Raw genomic sequence first — 19,961 nt, 5'->3', positions numbered from 1 at the left:
TTATTCCTCAGACCAACTAAGATGAACTTGTCTATACAGGGGAATTTCGTAGACATAACCAGGGCGTATTCCTCCCACATCATCTCGTTTTGGGGAATAGTACAAAATAAGCTGTTCATTCTTTAGGTAGGTGGCTTGCTTATCCCATGCAGACTGCGCCCAACCTTCATTATGATACTGCTCTGCACCATCTCGACTTAACAAAGTCGCACTCTCTCGCCATTTATCCGCTTCCCTTCCTCCATACAGGACTTCGTCCATAACTTGTTCAGTAGTCATTGGTGGAGTGCCTAACACGTCCTCCTGAGAACTGGAGCATCCTACAGTCAATGCACCAACCAAAAGTAATAGAACTGTTCGCACTGCGAACAGTTGGCTCATTATTTTCATTATCTATCCTTACTGCATCAGCTCTTGTAAGCTTTGTTCATCCAAGTGCCTAATCCGACGCCCTGTTGGGTCATAATCAATTTCTATTTGTGCTTTCGTTTCAATCTGAACATTTCGACCAATCTCCACCAAAATCGCATCAAACGTTTTTGACCAACGTTCATTTACCCATTGCTTTGTATCACTAACCATCCCTGCGCCTGCACTACCCGCAATCACGACGCCACTGCTCCCCGTAACCGAAGAAGAGGAACTTCCACCTTCACTTGTATTAGTTGTTTGACTAGCAACAGCTCCCTGAGCTCCAGCTTCTGCTGCACTTAACAAGCCACTTGTTGTCACATATTCTACGAAGTCAGTTTTTAACTCACCGCGAATACACTCCGTTGATGCTTCATCGGTAAGCACTGCTAAGTATTCAGTATCTCCACCTGAGTCAGTGGAGTTCTCGCCTATTTGACTTATCGTTCCATCTTCAAAAACGAATGTCATGTTTGTTATATAACCTCGCGCACAGCGCAAACCTAAATCGCCAGTAGCGAAACCAGCCATAAATGCATGACTAATCTCAGGTAAGTCATGCCCATTAGCTATAAAAGATTCTGGCGGCACTACGACTTTGAATCCATACGGCTGCTCTACCGCTCCGCCATCACCAGGAATACGCCCAAGCATTCGACCTGACAATCTTGCCCCGCGAAGCGTACTATTCGCAGGTAGCGTAAATACTTTTATTCCGGCAGCATCATCTTTGGTTGTTTGTGCTTGTTCGGATAAACGTTCCGCTGTATCCGACCAATAAGAACTAAGCTCGTCCCATACGATTTTCCCATTTTGAACAAGATCCGGATCATCAACCGGACCAATCCAAATCATTTCTTCCTTCTCAAAGGTTTGCACAGTGGTAACTTCATAATCGTTTTCAGCATCGAGTGGATTCTTTGAATCACTTTCTTTCAGGCCGTTTGTCGCGACAAGAAGAGCAGAATTACCGCCAGTTGAAACTAACTCTTTCAACTCTGTAAATTCTTGTTGGAGGACCTCTAATTTTGGATTGGGAGAATTGTCAGAGTTCTTTTCCTTTTCTAACTGCTCTACTTTTTTGCGAAGAGCCTCTAACTCACCATTTACCTCTTGCGATTGCCCGTTTTGTGGTCCTTCAAACGTCTCGATTTTTGCTTGAAGTGCTTCAACCTTTCCTTGAAGTGATTGAACTTTACCGTCAGTTCGTTGTTGCCTTGAGCCTACGGTCCTTAGCTCTTCTCCTGCCGTTGTTTCTAACGCTGTTGTTCCTGTTGTTTGACCATGACTTGGCTCGCTTATTGCCACATCATCAATACCATCCCCACACCCGCGAATGATGAGCAAAAATATCAATGCCAACAAGAGCAACCCACCGTACTTTACTATTGGATTCACTGTACTCCCTCCCCTAAAGATTTGAACATCCCTCGGTCTAACCTTCCCTTAATCACATATACCAGCACCCCTTTTTCACCAATCTCATAATTACGTTTCCACGGTTGTAGAGTCCAAAAGTCACCTCGAACATTTAGCGGGTTGAATTGATGATTAACCAAAGATCGGTTTTCAAGTTCAAATACAATGGCGGTCATACCTCCCCCGTAAAAGACTTCTTTCGCTATTGCAGCCAAATAGCCACGTCGGTATAACTTTTCAACTTTTTGAGGCTTGAAGCTCGATATTTTTCGGATTGAAAACGGAGCCTTCTCTTGCGCATAGCGAGGGCCGTAGTATTGGTTAACATAACGAATAAGCAGAGCCGCTTTTTCATCAGAGTCATGCAAGGAGGTATTTTGTTTGAATTCCGGATCATCCCAATAGTCGCTGTAAGCACGAGTATTGCGTTCCGTTGTTGTGTCTATAGACAAGTTTCTATTCTGACGTTCTTTTTCAATAGATAGGTTGAGCGGTACATCATTGCCTTCTACCACCTCAACACTGACTTTTGTAATATGATTGGTATCCAAGCCTCTAAACTGAACTTCCAACGGCTTGTCCGTTAGATCCCTTCCGAAAAAAGTGACCTGCTTGAGTTGACTAATTGATTCAACCGCCAGATATTGCTCAGCGGATGGAACAACTCCAACCATCTGCCCTTCATTAAAAGTTAAAACTACATCTTTTCCTGTTGGAACTTGTATTGGAATTACTTTTCCAACATCTAATATGACTTTCTGCCCTGCAATAGCGGAAAAAGAAAAGACACCTAACATTAATAACAATCCACGCATTCCATAAACCTAAACAATTGCTAGTTGATAAATAGAAACTAACAAAAAAGCCCCTTTACGGAGCTTTTAGGTAAACGATTCTCTGTTTATTGTGCGTCTAGAGTTCTAGGCGGACGATAATAATCCACCACCTTAAGGCCATATTTATTTTCGTAAATATTACTTGTGTCAACGGCAACAACAAAAGACAAACGCTCTCTTCGCCTCCTAACAACTGTTTGATCAAGCTTATCTACAATCTCGACATCTAAGAACACTACTGCTTTATCTGCACCTATTGGACTTACCATTTCGGTGATGTCTTGCGGTATAATTTCTTTTACCGTTCGCTGGCGACCTTTCGATACTTTTCGATAATTCAAATCTCCAAGCTCATATTCAAAACGACTTCTCAACCCTTTATCCATATAAGGAGCGTATGATTGAATTGTAATTGGGTACTCCGTATCAGCCGACTCCGCCCAAGTCCATACGCCACTGATCAGCTGATAGGTAAAGGCATACATGTAACTTTTATACGGCCCAGAACGTGTGATCATTTGTCCTGAAGATAGGTCCGGAGACACCCAAATTTGACGAGTTTCAAATGCCTTAACTAATCCATAGAGGCCAACGATAATAACCACTACTAACCCTGCGATAACAAACTTCAATGTTTTGATTGTATCGCGACGATGTGCATCAATTCTTGCTGCGTTGCTCACACAATATCCTTACCTTTTTATCTAGGAGACCAGTAGCGGTCTTCCACCAAGAACGAATGTTTCTTATTGGATCTCGGTGATGTGGCTAAGCGATTACGCCATACTTCCATACTAATGTCAGATTGGTGCTGGCAATAAAAAGGGTCTTTCCCCCTTTGAGTTTCTACGATCTGCATTGCCTTCATTTTTATCAACGTCGCCGCTATGAAAATTGAAGCAAAAAAACCTGCACTATAAGTAAATACATGCGGATAAATGAGCGTAACTAGAATCTCAATAGCAACAAGGGAAGTGGCAAACCGAGTTAAAACCACCAGTTTTAACTCTCCCAAAGTGAGCCCCATAAAAATTGGTGGCTCTGCATTTATACGGTAAGGAACAAAATCGGGCTTGGTCACTTCACTCATGCTACAACCTCTTAGATGAAGGAGTTAAAGTTAGTAACCAAGTAGTAACCCACCGCGAAAGTTACGACCACCAAAAAAACACCACTAAGTACAGGCCAGGTTAACTCTGTCAAAGTAGCTTTCCCCGCTCGGACTTCACCGTACTTATCCCATAGACTAGCTAGAGTTTCTAACAACGCTCGAACACAGAAAAAACCAGCAACCATCGCAACAAACGTTACTGCAATCTCGATGAATAGAGTAACTATGTCGTTGTTTTGTACCTCTAACTCTTGCCCTCTTAATTTAACTCTTTCTAATGCTAGTGCGCTATTTGTATAAACAAATGCACTCACTCCAATACAAGTACCTGTTAGTTTGCGTAATATTTTCATTCCCTTTCTTCCTTCACATTAATGTTTGCAAAACTACGAACAATAAAAAAAACATACCCAATGGCTTGATTGATAGTTGAATACAATCCCCCACGGTATAAGTCGCCTTTTTCCCTTGAGTTTGCTTCCAAATCTTCCAAACAAGTAATAACCACCAAAAAAGGTATAATGTGATTGCTAAAGCAAACCAAAGGCCGGCTGATGATTCCGTTGCAAATCCAGAAGCACATTTAAACGAACCTTCTAGAGTTCCGTTGACTGACCCCATAATCGTACAGAGGTCATCAACCACGCTATCAACGTTATTCCCCGTGTATGACACCCTCCCTCCTTATTAAACCTTCAAACCTTAAAGGTTCACGCTCATAAGTAGGATCAAAACGCCCTTCGATATAGTCTTCGAAGGCCATAATCAGAACATTCAAATCTCTTTCGGCCTCCCCATAAAGAAAAGGGTCTGGATCTCCAGCTTCTTGATACCGCTGAGCATCTTTCAGCATGTCCTTAACAACATTTAATTCATTCGAAATACGACGTAGAGCGTCACGTTCCACGTCTTTTCTTTCTGGTGCAGCCTGTACTATCAACGACGTTGCAAGCAACGGTACAACCACACTAAATCTCTTTAGATTCATGTCCTAAACTCCCACGTTCTTTTGAGATCATATCGTTGATGCTTACCAGAATTTTTTTTAGGAACACTTTTGTTGTAATTCAGCAGTCTTTTACTAAAGCCGCTTTTTGTAATGCCCTATAGCTAGGTAAATGAGAAGAAAAGAACCAAGACAAACAGGTAAGGTTGCGAGAATCGCATAAGCCCTAGTTGGAAAACTGAGATAGATCGTTACGCATAAAAGAAAAGGCAGCTTTACGTGAGTCACGGCCAGATTAAATACTGTAGAACTTTCGAGAGCAGCATTATGTCGACGCAAGTCCCGTTCCGTAAGTCCGCACACAGCTCCAATGAGAATCCAAATGAATAGTATTGGCACAGATGAAAGAATGACTCCTAATCTAACGATAAAAATCAAAGTCGCGTAGTATGTTACTTGACCATACATAACAGCCTCTTCACTGAAGAAGCCAAATGCCCAAGTAACAGCCTGCCCAATTGTTTTTGCAAACCAAGGCCAATTCATCATTTGGGAAACTGTCGCCTTAACCCAAGCACTGAATCCAGAACCAAAATCTCTTAACTCAAACGCTAGTTCCGACAACTCTTGCTCCAACGTTCTAAGCTCATGACTAACCCCCTCATCAGGCCATATCCATGTAACGCCAACTAACGCAATCAGTATCGAGATGAGTAATGAAAAAGACAGAGTTTTTAACACTAAACAGGGAAATTCTAAGATAGAAACAACTACGCTACTTTGTTCAGAAGCACTGCGTTCTGCAGTCTTTGGTTGGGGGCGTTCCGCTCTCGAATTAGTTTGTGGTCGACTCATTTATGCGGCCCTATCCAAATCGTTAGTGACTCTATAACCAAGCTCCGATTCAAGATCGCGCATCATTGCATCAATATTTTCCGGCATGTCCGTTTCTTTCTTGAACAAAGGCATTTTCACTTTGAACCATTTAGAGCCTGAGTAAACAAATGCCTGACCTTTAGGAAGCTCTAAGAACGCATTCGCAGGAATCAATGGGACACGCTCGTAACTTATGGTATCACCATTAGAGGACTTAAATTGACCATCAGCTCGATCGCCTAGACCATCAGTTACCTTAGAATCTGGTTGAACAGTGCATATTGGAACTTCTGGCATCTGATTTACAAAGTATTTCGGCGTATCTTCGCCTCGAACCCTAAAGACAACAATTGTCCCAAAGTTACCCAATGCTTGCTTCGCTTTTGCGGCATCACCTAGCCTTACTTCTACATCACTAAGGTTTTGAGTGTAAGCCGTTACCATGACGCCACTACCGCCGCTTTTGTTCAAAATAGGGTTAAACTCATCACCAAAAACCTCATTTGCTTCGTCTACATGGAGCCTAACCAAACCTTTCTTTCTGCGCTGTCCGTGTAACGTGACGATTCCTTGGTCGACACCGTAGTTGTAAATTTCACCACTTACACTCAGAATTTCACTTAGGAAAGAGTTACCTACTGCGCTCGACGTTACGTTATCAGTTTGAGAGTCCAAACCAATATAAACAATCCCCCCCTCTCTGATCACTTTGCGGAGATCCATGATCGGACGATTGTCTTTTAAGTCTTCGTAATCTGGCGAAATGACCTTTGCAACTTTACCTGTTGTAAGCTTTTCGAGGTGAGGCATTGCAGATGCAGTAATTTTGTCATAGTAAGCACGATCATACTGCAGTACCTTAGCCACAGAACGTAGAACAGAGTCATTAGCTACTAACTCCCGAAACTCTTCCGGTGGCTCTTGTATCAACGAGCGAATTGCTAAAGTTCGCATTGATTTAGTCTTATCAGCAGGTGCGAGCTTGTTTGGGTCGATTGCTTCAGCAATTGCAGAGATTGTCGTGTTTAGTTCATCGTTTCTCAAAGACTCAACGTAATCACTTGCCAAGAGTTCCGCATCAGTAAGATATTGTTGAACATTAATGTAGCTCGCTACTTTGCCCATTTTAAATACGGCTTTTTGGCATGTATTAATGAATAGCCAAGCAAAGTCTTTAAAGATTTTGGAGTTACCCCCATCCGGCAAGGGCTTAGTAATGCGAGTGGCAACTTCGGTGATTCGGTTAAACTCACTCACACCGTTATATCGAACAGAAAGATGTGGATGTGCCAAAGAAAAGAAATAGAACTTTTTCGCTTTTCCGGCTCGTTTCGCTTCCATATACATTCGAAGCGCAAGTTCTAAATCACCTTTAGGGTCAATTGCTATAACGCTGCAGTCCTTATGTTTGGCAATATCCTGCGTAATCATTACTTCGGCGCTTCTTGTCTTACCCACTCGTGTAGTTCCGAGCACTAGAGTATGAGCATTCAACCCAGCAAAAGGTGTATAGAATTCGTAATCTCGCCCACCGACAGCATGTAAATAAGGCAACCCACCAGGATGATTATCATCTTCAGTATCAGTGATCTGCTCTGGATATGGATTTAGCGCCCAGTTTTCTCGAAAAGCAGCGACAATAGGTTTCAGCCTTATCCTTTCAGCCCACTTTTGTAATTGTCTTGCTGTCTTATAAGCCTTGGGAACTTCCTTAAATCGATCATCGTTTGCTGCAGTCCCCCGACCACTTTTACTTTTACTCTTGTAGTCGTTAATGTCGTATAGTCGTTGAGTATGCTCCTTTGTCCACTGAAAGCCACGCCCTAGGTACAGGAGCTTTTCAGTACCAGGCATCTCGTTCGTATCAATAATAAATGGAACGTTCTGCCACAAACCATTCTTGTAACTAAAATGATCAATTGCTTCTTTGCCATATTTCAATGCTAGCCCTGTCATAATTGACGCTGACACGGCACTTAATGTCGGCGTTGCGATCCCCGTTGCAGCCGCAGTCACACTCGCTATAGCACCTCCGCTACAATAAGCTGAACATGCAGCTTCAACGTTTTCACGAAGCCTGTAGTCTCTTTGCCACCCATCTCGCACACCAAACATTATTGATATACCCCATCTTGAGTTATCAACGCAGGGAGATGTTCTACGTGGTATTTATTTAGCAGTTCTTCTGCATCGTCCAATACTGAAACTTGCTCTCCATACAAACGACTTATCTCATTAACTACTTGCTGATCCTTCGCATTAACAAGAATGACAAATGAACGTATCTCCTTTAGTTTCCGTGCATTTTTTGAAAGCCAACGTTTTGACAAAGGCCCATCGGCTAATAAAACCAAAGGACGATGAATTTCATATTGAGGTGTTGAGAAGTCTTTTGAACGAAAGCTCCCTTCTGTACGTGTTGTTGTTATTGGAAAGTTAGGCGTCATCTTTTTCAAAAGAGCTTCTTGGCTATATTCTCCTGAACGGACTTTTTCTAACTCTGCAGTGCGGATTTGATTTACTTCTCTCTCGTCCATCCCTAACACATCTTTCATCACTTCACTTACAGGAACACCACCATGATCAGCCAATACAATTAAATCACCGCTCATCACATTACTCACTCCCATCATTAGATAGATAATGACTGTTCGCACTGCGAACAATCTTCCTTTCTCAATAACCTTGGCGAAGCTCAGCACACTTATCTTTTCCATATAAACGCTCACACTTGTTTGCAACCAAAGACACATAACCTTTTCCTATTGAGTAAGTTCGGTTGTGATAAGCCCCTACTCCGCAAGCGATATTTCCTTTGCAATATTTCACCATTTCTTTCAAGTAACCGGCAGCTACATCGATATTTTTTTCAGGCTCTAACGCTTCCCATAAAGAGAAAAATTTATCTGAATGGTATCGCCACTCTACTTGTCCTAATCCAACACCAACGGTATCGTGTCCCTCTCCCAAAGCATTTAGAATCAGTTCATACGCTTCCTCTTTGGAAGCTGGATATTTAGACAGCCCACCAATATTCAAAGCATTTGGATTTAGAGATAATCCATTTTTTGGGTCCCCTGATTCTTGAGTAATCATTGAATGGAAAACTACGGGATTAAGTCCATATCGATTGGCCGTGTCATATACAAGTTCCGTAAGACTCTCCGCAAAAACACTTGAACTAACGGCCAAACAGCACATAGCCAAAAAAATTTTATAAGTCATCATAAGATCCCCTTTCTCGCAGGGTATTCTTTAGATGGACTTTGTAGGTCATCATGGTTCAGTGTTACTTTCTGTGATGCTACTAGGTTTGGGTCCAAACGGATTGAACGAGCCCAACGACGAATACGCTCATCGTCTCTATTGGCATCGACAAAATATAGGTCCAAGCCACCAATAACCCCCTTATCCACGTTAACGAGTTCTGCTTTAACTGCATTTACACAATAAGAACAATCGTCAATTTTGATGTATAGTTTCAACCGTCTAAACAGAGGCTTATCGTTATTTAACTGAAGAGAGCCTTTAGATGAATGAATATCCATTATTCGCGGATTAATCCCAAACCGTTCCTTACCAACTGAATCAACAGTCTTAATCCACTGAGATAAGTTGGCGTGGTATTTATAAGATTCATCCAAATACATCTCTGCATACTTACGTCGTTCTTGTTCGCTTTCGGCTTCTGCCCCCAAAACAAAATAGATGTTTTTGTCGCCCCGTTGATAGAACACACCACGAGGTCCTTTCATAATGGAGTCATACTTTTTGATGTCTTCTACTTTTAGCCCAAAGCTATTTGCCCGATTCGTCAACTCCTGCTCTAAGACCGTGATACCATTTGTATCAATAGCACCCGCATTAACGCCAAGCGAAGTCATTACGGCGATAATCATAAAGAAGCTACGCATTTAACCCCCTCAACGATATAAACCCGTTTTGCTTTCTCCCCGTCGATTTTTGCGTGAACATTATCGCTTGCAAACAACGCTTCCAATTCACATAAAGGGTACGGTCGTTCAATATACGCTGGTATCACAGGTGCAATGTCTTTCAAGGAAAGGGTTCTGTCATATTGGTACAACTCGCTATACACAGGGTCTTTCGTAGTGTTTGCACAACCGCTGACTAAAGCCAAAACAATTACACAACTAGCTATACTTAAGGACTTGCTTAACATCTCCCTTCCCCCATTTCGTTTCTTTTCTTTTGAGATCAACGTAAAGTAGAGTCCAACCCTCAACTTCATCCCCTACTTGAACGTTCTGATAAAACCCCCCTTTTTTCTCAACCATGACCTTTACCTCATCTCCCCAAACAGAGGCAGCCTTTGCTACAAACTTAGGTCTGTCAGAACGATTCTCTGTAGAGCTAGATACTTTTCTATGAGTAGAACTAACTTTTGTCGCGCTTTTACCTACCTCTGTAACCAAACGTATTATCGATTCATTCCCTTTAAATAAACCTTTCATACCGTCAGCTAGAATATTTGATTTCTCTATTTGGTCTGAGGCCAGATCATGATTCTTATTGACCTGATCAAGTATCGTTTTTTGTTGTGAATTAATGCTTGTAAGCAAGTCATTTTGTGCTTGGAGAAGCGTTACGATTTGAGCCAATTCTGATTTAGAAATAGCAGAAGACACGACATCATTTGGTGATTCACTTTTAACTAAATTAAGTGGTGTTGTGGCAATCTCGTTCTCACTAATGCTTTCTGGTTCACTAACGGTAAAATTAATTGATGGCTCAGAAACCTTGAAATCAACCGCAGAACTATTTTCGTATTGCTCGCTATCACTCTCATCTAACGGAGCGTTGTTGGTTTTCGCAACATCAAGAGTAGGGATATGTTCGCTAATAGCTTCTGGCAATGCACCAACCGTCGATGGAGGCTCAGCAACCGCAAATTCAGCTTCGTTCTCAGAGTTGACGCTAAAACCTTCAATGTAATGGAACACGCCGAATACACCGAGCACTGTAACTAAACCAGCCCCAACTAAAATCATCGCGGCCTTTCTACCACGATTATTTCCATTATCTGTGGTCGCCTCTACCTGCTCTTCTGTATCATCGATTTCAGCATTCAACTGCTCATTAATTTGGGGCATACCTTGCTCACTAATTTGAGGCACACCTTGCTCTTGCTCTTGCTCTTGTTCATTTACACTCATTTTTCCCACCTTTCCATATAGTCCATTGCCACTAGACGGTTTACATCATCACGAACGACGATAAACCGCTCCCCTGTTAGCGCTTTTAATACATCTTTAACCGAGCCTTTGATTTTCTTTTGATTTATTGGCAATGGTTGCTTGCCAACAATGACAAATGCAGGGTCAAGCCACTCACTATTGCTTGGCACAGAGTAACCTGTAGGTAACAGTAAATATTGAATGGCATCACCAACCGTCACTACATATTTAGGGAACACAAGGTCAACGTTCATAGATAACGGGTCTTGTTGTGATTGGCTCGGCTTCGCTAAAGATTTGCTATACCTTCCCGTTCGTACAAAGTCGTTTGCCATACAAACATTTGTTGTTATAAAAAACAGGCAGAGCAGATTCACCGCTAATAAACTGCGTCTCATATTTCTACTTTCCTTTTGTTAGTCGGTTGATAGTTTCCGTAACGAAGTTTGTTTGTGCTGTACGAAACTGTTCTAGGCTCATTTCGTCCTTTTCAACAGCATTTAGTAGGAGCTCAATGGTTGCTGTCATATCGACGCTTGTCAGATCTTGAGGTACGTGTTTATGCATAAACTCAATTACCTGACTTGGTACTTCTATAAAGCCCTTTTTAACCACTATTTGCTTCTTCTTATGAATCTCAGACACTATCCCTGGTCGCGTTGCCTCTGTGCCAACCCCATCTCCTTCTTTAAGCACTTTCTTTAAGTTTTCATCAAAGCAATAACGACTGGCATTCCCCATTTCTTCGATAAGGCTTGCTAGGGTAAAACGCCTTGGTGGTTTGGTAATTTTTTCTACTGAATCAACACTTATCATCCCAAGAGCATCACCCACTTCAACTACAGGAAGTGGTGTATGTTTGCTCTTATGTTCCTTAGCTGACAAAGATCGCCACCCTTTAAATGTTTCTGTTGTTCCTGTGGAAACGAAATCCAGTTGACCTACAGTGCAAACTATTTTGCCTTTCGCTTCTTCCGCTTTAGGGGCAAACTGTTGCAAGAATCTTCGACAAATAAGGTCATAAATAATCGACTGGTGTTCGTTTAATTGAATTCCTTTACCGGATTTACGAGTTGGGATAATTCCATGATGCGAACTACCTTCGAGCTTTTTATTATTCCAACACTTACCAACCACACTTTGGTCACAGAACTCTACTTCGTCCTGATAACCAAACTCTCGCAAATGCGAAAATATCTCTGGTACTTGCTCAAGCATGGTTGTGGGTAGATAGCCATTGTCGGTTCTTGGGTAGGTGACTAAGGACATCGGTGGGTCATACAACGTCTGCATTGCTCCCGTTGTCTCGTCAGGTGTAAGATTGAATCGAGCGGCTTCTTTAATAAGGTCACTTAGTTTAAATGGCAGCGGGGCTGTAATTGATTTAGACTCATACACCGCTTCTTTCACTGACGCGTTCGCACTGCGAACAAAAGACACAACCGCAATTGCATCGTTATGACTTACCAAGTGTCCATTATCATCCAGCAAATCTTCAGGAACTTCCCAATTCCCTTCAAATGACTCCCCGCGAATATTGAAAACGGCTTTGACACCATAGTGTTTTGTTGGCTTGAATCCTTTAATTTCAAGCTCGCGTCTAATCGCGATACCTAAAGTAGCGCTTTGCACTCGACCAAAACTGATTTTGAAACTACTTTTCTGTCCAACCTGATTACGCTGCTGCAAGCAACCAAGTGCTCTTGAAACATTCATTCCAAGTAGCCAATCGTATTCACCACGTCCTATTGCTGCGTTGTCGTAGCCATCTGTTTCATTAATAGGTCTTAGATTAGAGAATGCTTCTTTGAGTGCCTGTGGGTCAGTAGAACTAAGCCAAGCTCTGAACACATTTCTGCGCTTGTATTTGCAATGACGAAGAACATTACGCCCAATAGCTTCGCCTTCTCTATCTCCATCAGTTGCGATAATAATTCGTCCTGCTTCACCTTTTTTTAGAAGGTCACGTATGACTTTTAACTGACTGCGAGTTGAGTTTTTCGCTTTGAATTGAAATGTTTCGGGGATTATTGGAAGGTGATCAATTGACCACTTTTTATACTTTGGATCGTAGTCCTCTGGCAATGCCAACTCCAATAAATGGCCGACACACCATGTAACAGCTACACCTCGCCCTTCGATAAAACCTTTTCGGGTTTGCTTGGCACCAAAGACCTCAGCAACTGCGCGGCCCTGACTTGGTTTTTCGCAAATAATGACATCCAACATAACTAACGCCCTATAAACTTGATAGGGGCATTATCTCAAGAGTAATTGTAACCAACGGTTTTAAACTATCGAATCCTACAATTACGCCAATAAAAAAGGCCACCATCGCGGTAGCCTTTCTTATCTATCCATGCATGAGCCAATAGCTAACTCTTCATCGTTCCCACTTGCACTATTTTCGTGTAGTAACGTTTTAACAAACGAGTCCAAACAGATCATATCTTCTTTATCTATACTCAGATCAACAGAATAGTATTCCATCAACTTCAGGTAAGCTCGAACCGTTGCCGTAAATACATTTGAACCAGCTTCAATCCAATCCCAAAAAACGCCAGTAAAGTAAGTCATCTGCTCTTCATCAAGAACGTAACTAATCTGACCACGTTTGTTCTGACCCGCGTATTGTACCCACTCCTTACGATCATAATGATATTTGCTGGCAACATATCCATCATGACTTTTCGCTAACTTAGAGTCGAAATGAAGTAAATCATCTATAGTGCTGTGTCGTCCACCAAGTAAAAAGATAGAAGAAATCACATCATCAATCTCAGCATGACGAGTAATATCTAAACAAAGTTGAGAGAAAGAAACGCGCTGCATTTCTTCAGGTACTAAACGAACGACTAACAATTTATCACTGAGCCGAGCTTCGATTCGGACTGGTGATTCACGGTTGTAAAACGCTTGATAAGAGTGTTGTGTAAATGCGTTAGACAATATCTCGTCAATATAAGTATCAAAATCTCCGACTCGCTCCACCACTGAACTGCACTGCGATAGGCGACGAGCAAGACAACTAATTTGATAATCATTTGCAATACGCGCTGCTTCAATGAAACATTTTGGAAACAACGTGACAAACTCCGCTTCATCCGGTGTTAGTTCACGCAGTTTATCTATAAGAACTTTACCAGCTCGTTCAAGAGCATCTTTAGTTCGGCTTTCGAGATATTTGCCACACTCGATACCATCCAGAATAACGGCTTGCTGACGTGGTGCTATATTTGAAGCTATAACTTCATTTATTATTTTTCCACTACTTTGATTCCTAGCCATCCTTGAAATCCTTCTTTTCATTACCAATAGACGAATAGACATCAATAGACAGGACCACTATCTCTAGCTAAATCATCGTACCAATAGATAGAATTTAGCCAAAATACTCTGTCTTTTGAATAAGTGTCACAATTTTATCAAAATGCAACTCATGTACAATTTACAAACCCGCTTAAAAACCGACCATATTCCGCTTATGTGAAGGCAATCTTATTAAATGTGTGGTATATCTCAAATTAAGAGAGCCATATCATCAAATCTCTAATTAATATATTTTTTTGATGAATAACTCTCACTTTTCATCTTAAGTCAATCTTATTCATAAGATTTATGGAATGTTTCTAACGATTTCAGGACCGTTTGCAGAATCATAAAAGTCTTTGGTTATAAGCATCATTTTCTCACCACCATCTGTTACTTGAGGCCCGATTGTACCTCTCGATTCGGGTCCTCGGAGGTAAGGCTTCAAAGATTCAATGAACTCTAATTCTGTATTAATTCTTTCTTGGTCTGACAAATGACGATGAAGTGAACTACAAATCTGACGGTATATTCGCGCTGGTATTGCTACAACAACTTCGCCTGATTCCTTCGCAACCCACGTTGATAACTCATGATGCTGCTCAACGACCATCGTCAAAAAGCGCTGCAAGTCACTTTGAGTAAGACTTTGATTACCCTCTACCACATCTTTCTTTGCTTCTTCTGTATGACTAACTTGAGGTGTTTTTATATTACTGAGCAAAGCAGCTAACGCAGGGTTTACCGTACTAGCCTTTGTAGTTACTTCCTGTTTAGTTTCGACTGTTTGGGTAGGGCTTACCGTTCCTGTAAGAGCTTGTTGCAATGCAGCTGTTTGAGTTGTGTTTGTTGCAACGGAAGATTCATTCACCTGCCCCATAAACAGGGAACCAACTTTAGGCGATGGTTTCGATTCCGAAGGGAGTGACGGATTATTACCACTTTGTTTTATGTCTCCAAAGCAACTATTGATAGCCAAATGTGAATACTTTTCTACAACTTCATTAAACTGCCCCGTTCGCTTGCCTAGACATAAAGCAAATAAAATCTTCATCATGTCTGGAAAAGATGCGTACCAAACGACGGCATTGGGAACAACCTTCAAAAAATCAGCCACCTGCAAGATTGCCATTCCCTCTTCAACTCCATGACCAATGACATCATTCGATGAGCGAGTTACCCCAACTTTCTTCACTTCGCTTTTCATAACATGGCTGAAGATCGGTGTGTAATTGCGAATTTCCCCTTGAGCATCAAATTGAATTGAATATTTAGAGTGATATTCCGCCATCAACTTTGACAGGACCGCCAAAACTAATGTGTAACTGCTAATTTCTCTATAACGTTGAATCTGCTCAGCTTCGATATTCTCAGGCAATGTTACCCCTCTACGAAAACGAAGCATTTCAGCTAACACATCGATGATCATTGTGAACTTATCTTGCTCACCAACTACATTAAGCAGCTCTTTAACTCTTATTAATAATGGGCGATACAGCTTATCTAAATGAAGCTCAGATAGTGCTAGATCCTGTGATATACGGCCTAAACCAATATCAATCTCAGTTCGATTTTTTTCTACTACCACCACCGGCTTTTTTTTAAAAAAAAGGAAGTTCGCCCATTTACCCATTACAACAACCCCTGTGCTATCGAGAGCATTTCATCAACATATTGTTCGCTCCAGTGAGCAGGAAAACGTTCTTTAATATCACAGATGCTTTCCATTGAACGTCGAGTTAATAACAACCCAACTGTTAAAAACTTCATAGGTTCGCTTTCTGGTTGAAAACCTTCTCGTAATATTGAATCTAGAGCTGCTTGCACCATATAAGCAGGAACCATGAGGCTCCCTGCTTTATAACCATCATATTTAGTTGGCAAGATTTTAGGGTTCTTAGGTGCATGTTCCATGTAACACTCACCATTGACTGCAGCATTTTTAACTGCAGTCTCCAGAGACGAAGCACTATCACCTACGTACAAAGCAAGCTCATGAATAATACGAAAGCGACCCGCACTCACTTTTTGTGCAGCGTCCGTTCGTAGCTTCATATTATTCGTACCCTATGATTGTACATTCAATAAATGGTACTGAGATAATGTGTCCATCCGTTAGTTCAACGCAAACTTCTGTCGGGTTAAGAGGCGCATATTCCAAGCACAACGTTCCGTCCCCCTTTGGAGTTTTCAAACTAACAAGAGCTTTTGATGCAGAACGCTTCTTGAATGCCGGATCGTTAACTTCTAAATTAATAGACCCAGTTTCTTCAAGAGATGTATCATTACTCTCACTTCCATTGTTCGTTGTAACGTTATCATCGATAACACTATCGCTTTCGTCTAAATCAGACTCCACCATGTCATTCTGCTGACAATCAGAATCATCAGAGTTGGGCTGTTGAACGGCTTTTGAACCATCAGCCCCTTCGTTTTCATCCCCCTTCGGCAATCCTGAACCATCAGCATTGTTCAATTCATCATCTATTAGTGAATCATCACTAGAGTCGCTTTCATTCTGATGAAGCATTGATTTCAGGGATTCAGCGAAAGCTAGACTGATTTTGCCACCTTTTTCTAGTTGGCTATTTATGTGGTCCTGAACAAACTTTCCATCTACTTCTGCTAATTTTGTAAGAATCAAAAGTGGTCGCTGCTTAACACCGTCTTTGAAGAGTTTTTTAATGAAGATCGGGCCATTGTAAACGCGCATCAACTCATGAACTGTTGATTTTTTCTTGGAAAGCATCGCAGCCAAAGCATCATAAGATAAACCGTATTCTTCTTTAGCTTTTGAAAGCGCTGCAGCAGTATCGTAAGGCGTCATTTCTTCTCGCCCTAAGTTTTCTGCTAATTGAAGGATCAACGTCAACGCCTCTTGAGAAAGCGTGTCGGATTTGAAGGCGTCACGGTGAATCGTACTGATATGCGTCCACTTTAACAGGTTACAAGCTCTCCAACGTCGCTCACCTGCAACGATCATATACCCCTTGCCATTTGGGTTATCTCGTATCACTATCGGCTGAATTAAGCGGCCAGTAGATTTGATACTCTCCGCCAACTCACCAATTGAGTCCATATCCATATCTTTTCTTGGTTGGTCCGGATCAGGGACAATATCTTTCAACAAGCGTTCTACGATACTGTATTTATTACCCGTACCACTTGTAGCTCTTGTATTTAAGCCAGCTAGTGCAGAGATTGGGTCTAACTTTCTTTGGGTATTCATGTCTATGCCTCCACTCGTTGAAGTAGTTCATCAAGAACATTCGCAAATTTACGACCAACTGCTGCTGCATTACCGTTTGGTGGAAGCTTAAATATTGGTCTTCGGTTCATCATCGCGTCATTAACTACGCTAGAGGTTGTGATAAACCCTTGAAGCATATAATCCCCTAACTGTTCACGCACACCACTCAATAATGAGCTGGAAGCAGAACTTTGAGCATGAACTTTGTTGGCAATAATGTGCCATTTCGGTTTATTTTCATCATCCCATTGCTGTCTCGCGGCTTCGATGATGTTGAAGATTTTTAAAATACCTTCGGCTGAAAAGCTGTCCAATTCCATTGGAGTAACCACGTCATCAGAAACCATCACAGCAGCAACTTGTTTTAGACAGACTGCAGGTGGGCAATCAATAAAGACGTAATCGTAACCTAGCTCACGAATTACCTGTGAATTGCTTAGAGCATTAACCAGGACTGCTTGGCTATCGTCCGCTTGCTCCAGCATGGTTAAAGCTGTTTCATCTGCAAATAGAATATCAATTTGACCTTCGTAATAGGTCTTTGCTCCTATTTGTACAGGATTCACAGGCATTGGCTTAATGGATGAGCCTGCTGAAAACAAGTTAACAGAACTAGCTTCTTGAGGAAGACAACCAAGATCCGAACCATGTAACCAATACTTAGTGCTATTCTCTTGCGGATCTAGATCCAAAATTAGAACGCGCTTGTTGTTCTCCGCAGCTCGGTAGGCAGATTGAATGACCATGGTGCTCTTACCAACACCACCTTTTTGATTGACGCTTGCAACAAGCTTAGAATTCTTTGACATGATTGTTCCTTAATGATTGGGTTATACCCGAAGGTTGGCATATAGCCATGAATGGTTTGCTACTTTACCACTCTCTTTTTATAGAGACCAAAAGCGATACCCGCTTAACAGAAGTAAAGACAACAAACTCAAACTCAAAGTAAGCACTTTGTACTTACAATATATAACTTACCATTTGTATTTTAGCTCGTCAATGCTTCACGGCATTAATTGACCATATCGTTTTCTTAATTCATAAATCCCCAATCACCTCTTTTAAAATAGTTACAACATTTAAGGAGTGGATTTATGACTCAAACGTTTGAAGACTGGCTCAACAACCGTTTTTCCTCACCATTAGACATCTTGCGTGATGACATAGTGGCACTTAGTCACGTAGCAGCAGACTGCAATGCATTAGTCAATGATGAAGTTCTAATGGGGCTGAAAGACTTTCATCTATCAGGGAATGGAAGGAAGTTCTATTTACCTAATTTAAGAAAGCTAAATGACAGTAAGCAATATGGTGTGATCAGGTTTGGAACAACTGGAAATAATGTGACGATACCGATTGTAATTTTCCGTTCCTACAGAACTTCATTCGACTCACAAGCTGTTTATTCGCCAGCTAAGTTTCTCTGGAGTGAGTACCGTCGAAGTAAAAAGGATGGTGTAACAACCGCTCCAACATCGAAAGCGTATGAAGAGTCAATGCAAGAGTTCATGGCTAAACAAGAACAACTCGCGAAAGAAGAACAAAAAGTCAAAGAGTCTGCTCTAAATGCCGCTTTACAAGCATCACAACGATTATTTGCAAAATCTCATCCAGTTACAAACCTAACCACTATCTTGCAAAATAAAGGGATAAGTCAGTTTTCCTCTGATGAAACCAGAATATGCCACTCAACAGTATCTTCTAACGTTTATTTTTCAACGAAGGATGAGTGGAAAGATACGGTATTAGCATACCCAAGAGATATACTAATCCCAATCTATGACAAAACTTTCACTGAAGTAGTTAACGTACAGGTTATCTCTGCCACAAACCCATCCAGAAAACGTTTTATACCAGGAGGACCAACCCAAAACCTCGCTTTCTCTTTGGGCAAGACCAATAAAACAGTACCCTCAATCCCTTTAATTCGTGTCATTTTAGAAGGATACCGTACTACTAAAGCTGCTGAGTTTCTTCACAACAATTCGAATTTAGGGATACCAGTAGAATTCATCGTCGCGTTCTCCGCACCGAACATCCCACTGGTTCATAAAAACTTACAAAGCATTAACGATGACACCTTAGACATCGCCGCTTTCGATCTAGACGCAGTTGAAAGTAATTATGCAGAGCAAACAAAAAAACAGGGAGCTCTCATTCTGGTCCCACCAAACCATAAACATAATGCCGATTGGGCTGACGCTGTATCAGACTTACCTTTGAACGAAGCAATACAGCTTTGGGAACATAACTTTATAGAGGCAGTGGCCTTAAAAGAGCATAAACAAAAATAAGCGCATAGCGCTTATTTTTTTGTCGAAGAAGTAACCTTTAACCAGCTACCTAAGCTGTTTAAAAATAAAATCCTAGTGTCGGTGGACAATAGTTTGATCTGAAATGTGCCTCTTTCAAGCTCTCCATAACGGTATGACCACTAAAATTTGATCATTTTGAGAGGCGTTGCTAGCAACAAGACTTTAATCCGCGTGACGATAAAGATTGTTCAATTTCTGAAAAGTTTTTGGACAATTATTTGCCAGTGCTTTTGCTAAATTAGCAAACCACCAATAACTACAGGTATGTATTGAGCGACAATTAGCCT

General features: G+C 41.4%; 21 protein-coding genes. 1 reads left to right on the top strand and 20 read right to left on the bottom strand.

The window, feature by feature from the left end; all coding sequences use genetic code 11:
* The 20 genes from KIO97_RS21470 to KIO97_RS21375 form a co-directional block, all read right to left on the bottom strand.
* On the bottom strand, nt 1-279 hold the full coding sequence (locus KIO97_RS21470; RefSeq protein ID WP_285383888.1) for a hypothetical protein: 279 nt from the start codon (nt 277-279) through the stop codon (nt 1-3).
* A gap of 120 nt (nt 280-399) precedes the next feature.
* On the bottom strand, nt 400-1,809 hold the full coding sequence (locus KIO97_RS21465; RefSeq protein ID WP_285383887.1) for a TIGR03752 family integrating conjugative element protein: 1,410 nt from the start codon (nt 1,807-1,809) through the stop codon (nt 400-402).
* Nucleotides 1,806-2,645: a hypothetical protein gene (locus tag KIO97_RS21460; protein WP_285383886.1), complete on the bottom strand. Its 840-nt coding sequence runs from the start codon at nt 2,643-2,645 to the stop codon at nt 1,806-1,808. Before KIO97_RS21460 ends, KIO97_RS21465 begins: the two co-directional genes overlap by 4 nt.
* A gap of 86 nt (nt 2,646-2,731) precedes the next feature.
* Nucleotides 2,732-3,349, bottom strand: a complete 618-nt coding sequence (locus KIO97_RS21455) for a DUF2895 family protein (protein ID WP_285383885.1) — start codon at nt 3,347-3,349, stop codon at nt 2,732-2,734.
* 17 nt (nt 3,350-3,366) lie between these two features.
* On the bottom strand, nt 3,367-3,756 hold the full coding sequence (locus tag KIO97_RS21450; protein WP_285383884.1) for a DUF3487 family protein: 390 nt from the start codon (nt 3,754-3,756) through the stop codon (nt 3,367-3,369).
* An 11-nt stretch (nt 3,757-3,767) separates the two neighbouring features.
* Entirely contained in the window at nt 3,768-4,130 is a 363-nt protein-coding gene (locus KIO97_RS21445; RefSeq protein WP_285383883.1) for a hypothetical protein, read from the bottom strand.
* A gap of 302 nt (nt 4,131-4,432) precedes the next feature.
* Complete coding sequence (locus KIO97_RS21440; RefSeq protein WP_285383882.1) at nt 4,433-4,765, bottom strand: hypothetical protein; 333 nt, start codon at nt 4,763-4,765, stop codon at nt 4,433-4,435.
* Nucleotides 4,766-4,858: 93 nt separating this feature from the next.
* Nucleotides 4,859-5,578 (bottom strand): DUF4400 domain-containing protein, encoded by a 720-nt coding sequence (locus KIO97_RS21435; RefSeq protein WP_285383881.1) that lies wholly within the window; start codon nt 5,576-5,578, stop codon nt 4,859-4,861.
* Nucleotides 5,579-7,714: a conjugative transfer system coupling protein TraD gene (gene traD / locus KIO97_RS21430; protein WP_285383880.1), complete on the bottom strand. Its 2,136-nt coding sequence runs from the start codon at nt 7,712-7,714 to the stop codon at nt 5,579-5,581. It abuts the gene before it with no gap.
* On the bottom strand, nt 7,714-8,316 hold the full coding sequence (locus KIO97_RS21425) for a DUF2859 domain-containing protein (protein ID WP_285383879.1): 603 nt from the start codon (nt 8,314-8,316) through the stop codon (nt 7,714-7,716). Before KIO97_RS21425 ends, traD begins: the two co-directional genes overlap by 1 nt.
* Nucleotides 8,276-8,827 carry a transglycosylase SLT domain-containing protein gene (locus KIO97_RS21420; RefSeq protein WP_285383878.1) on the bottom strand — a complete coding sequence of 184 codons (552 nt, stop codon included), beginning with the start codon at nt 8,825-8,827 and terminating at the stop codon, nt 8,276-8,278. Before KIO97_RS21420 ends, KIO97_RS21425 begins: the two co-directional genes overlap by 41 nt.
* A complete protein-coding gene (locus KIO97_RS21415) occupies nt 8,824-9,513 on the bottom strand; it encodes a hypothetical protein (protein WP_285383877.1) in 690 nt (229 codons plus the stop codon). Before KIO97_RS21415 ends, KIO97_RS21420 begins: the two co-directional genes overlap by 4 nt.
* 240 nt (nt 9,514-9,753) lie before the next feature.
* A complete protein-coding gene (locus tag KIO97_RS21410; RefSeq protein ID WP_285383876.1) occupies nt 9,754-10,776 on the bottom strand; it encodes a hypothetical protein in 1,023 nt (340 codons plus the stop codon).
* Nucleotides 10,773-11,195, bottom strand: coding sequence for a hypothetical protein (locus KIO97_RS21405; RefSeq protein WP_285383875.1), 423 nt, complete (start codon nt 11,193-11,195; stop codon nt 10,773-10,775). The genes KIO97_RS21410 and KIO97_RS21405 overlap by 4 nt, the downstream gene beginning before the upstream one ends.
* Before the next feature lie 4 nt (nt 11,196-11,199).
* Complete coding sequence (locus KIO97_RS21400) at nt 11,200-13,026, bottom strand: DNA topoisomerase (protein WP_285383874.1); 1,827 nt, start codon at nt 13,024-13,026, stop codon at nt 11,200-11,202.
* A 120-nt stretch (nt 13,027-13,146) separates the two neighbouring features.
* Entirely contained in the window at nt 13,147-14,085 is a 939-nt protein-coding gene (locus KIO97_RS21395) for a hypothetical protein (protein ID WP_285383873.1), read from the bottom strand.
* 328 nt (nt 14,086-14,413) lie between these two features.
* Complete coding sequence (locus KIO97_RS21390) at nt 14,414-15,739, bottom strand: hypothetical protein (protein WP_285383872.1); 1,326 nt, start codon at nt 15,737-15,739, stop codon at nt 14,414-14,416.
* Nucleotides 15,739-16,161, bottom strand: a complete 423-nt coding sequence (locus KIO97_RS21385) for a hypothetical protein (RefSeq protein ID WP_285383871.1) — start codon at nt 16,159-16,161, stop codon at nt 15,739-15,741. Before KIO97_RS21385 ends, KIO97_RS21390 begins: the two co-directional genes overlap by 1 nt.
* Before the next feature lies 1 nt (nt 16,162).
* Nucleotides 16,163-17,335 carry a ParB/RepB/Spo0J family partition protein gene (locus KIO97_RS21380; RefSeq protein ID WP_285383870.1) on the bottom strand — a complete coding sequence of 391 codons (1,173 nt, stop codon included), beginning with the start codon at nt 17,333-17,335 and terminating at the stop codon, nt 16,163-16,165.
* 2 nt (nt 17,336-17,337) lie between these two features.
* Nucleotides 17,338-18,165 (bottom strand): ParA family protein, encoded by an 828-nt coding sequence (locus tag KIO97_RS21375; protein ID WP_285383869.1) that lies wholly within the window; start codon nt 18,163-18,165, stop codon nt 17,338-17,340.
* Nucleotides 18,166-18,453: 288 nt separating this feature from the next.
* Between KIO97_RS21375 and KIO97_RS21370 the strand changes: the two genes are divergently transcribed.
* Nucleotides 18,454-19,653, top strand: coding sequence for a hypothetical protein (locus tag KIO97_RS21370; protein ID WP_285383868.1), 1,200 nt, complete (start codon nt 18,454-18,456; stop codon nt 19,651-19,653).
* Nucleotides 19,654-19,961: the final 308 nt, after the last annotated feature.

The sequence above is a fragment of the Vibrio sp. B181a genome (assembly GCF_030248375.1).
In the GTDB taxonomy this organism is placed as follows: domain Bacteria; phylum Pseudomonadota; class Gammaproteobacteria; order Enterobacterales; family Vibrionaceae; genus Vibrio; species Vibrio campbellii.
The sequence above is the reverse complement of the archived record's forward strand: the minus strand, read 5'-3'. Positions and strand labels throughout refer to the sequence as shown.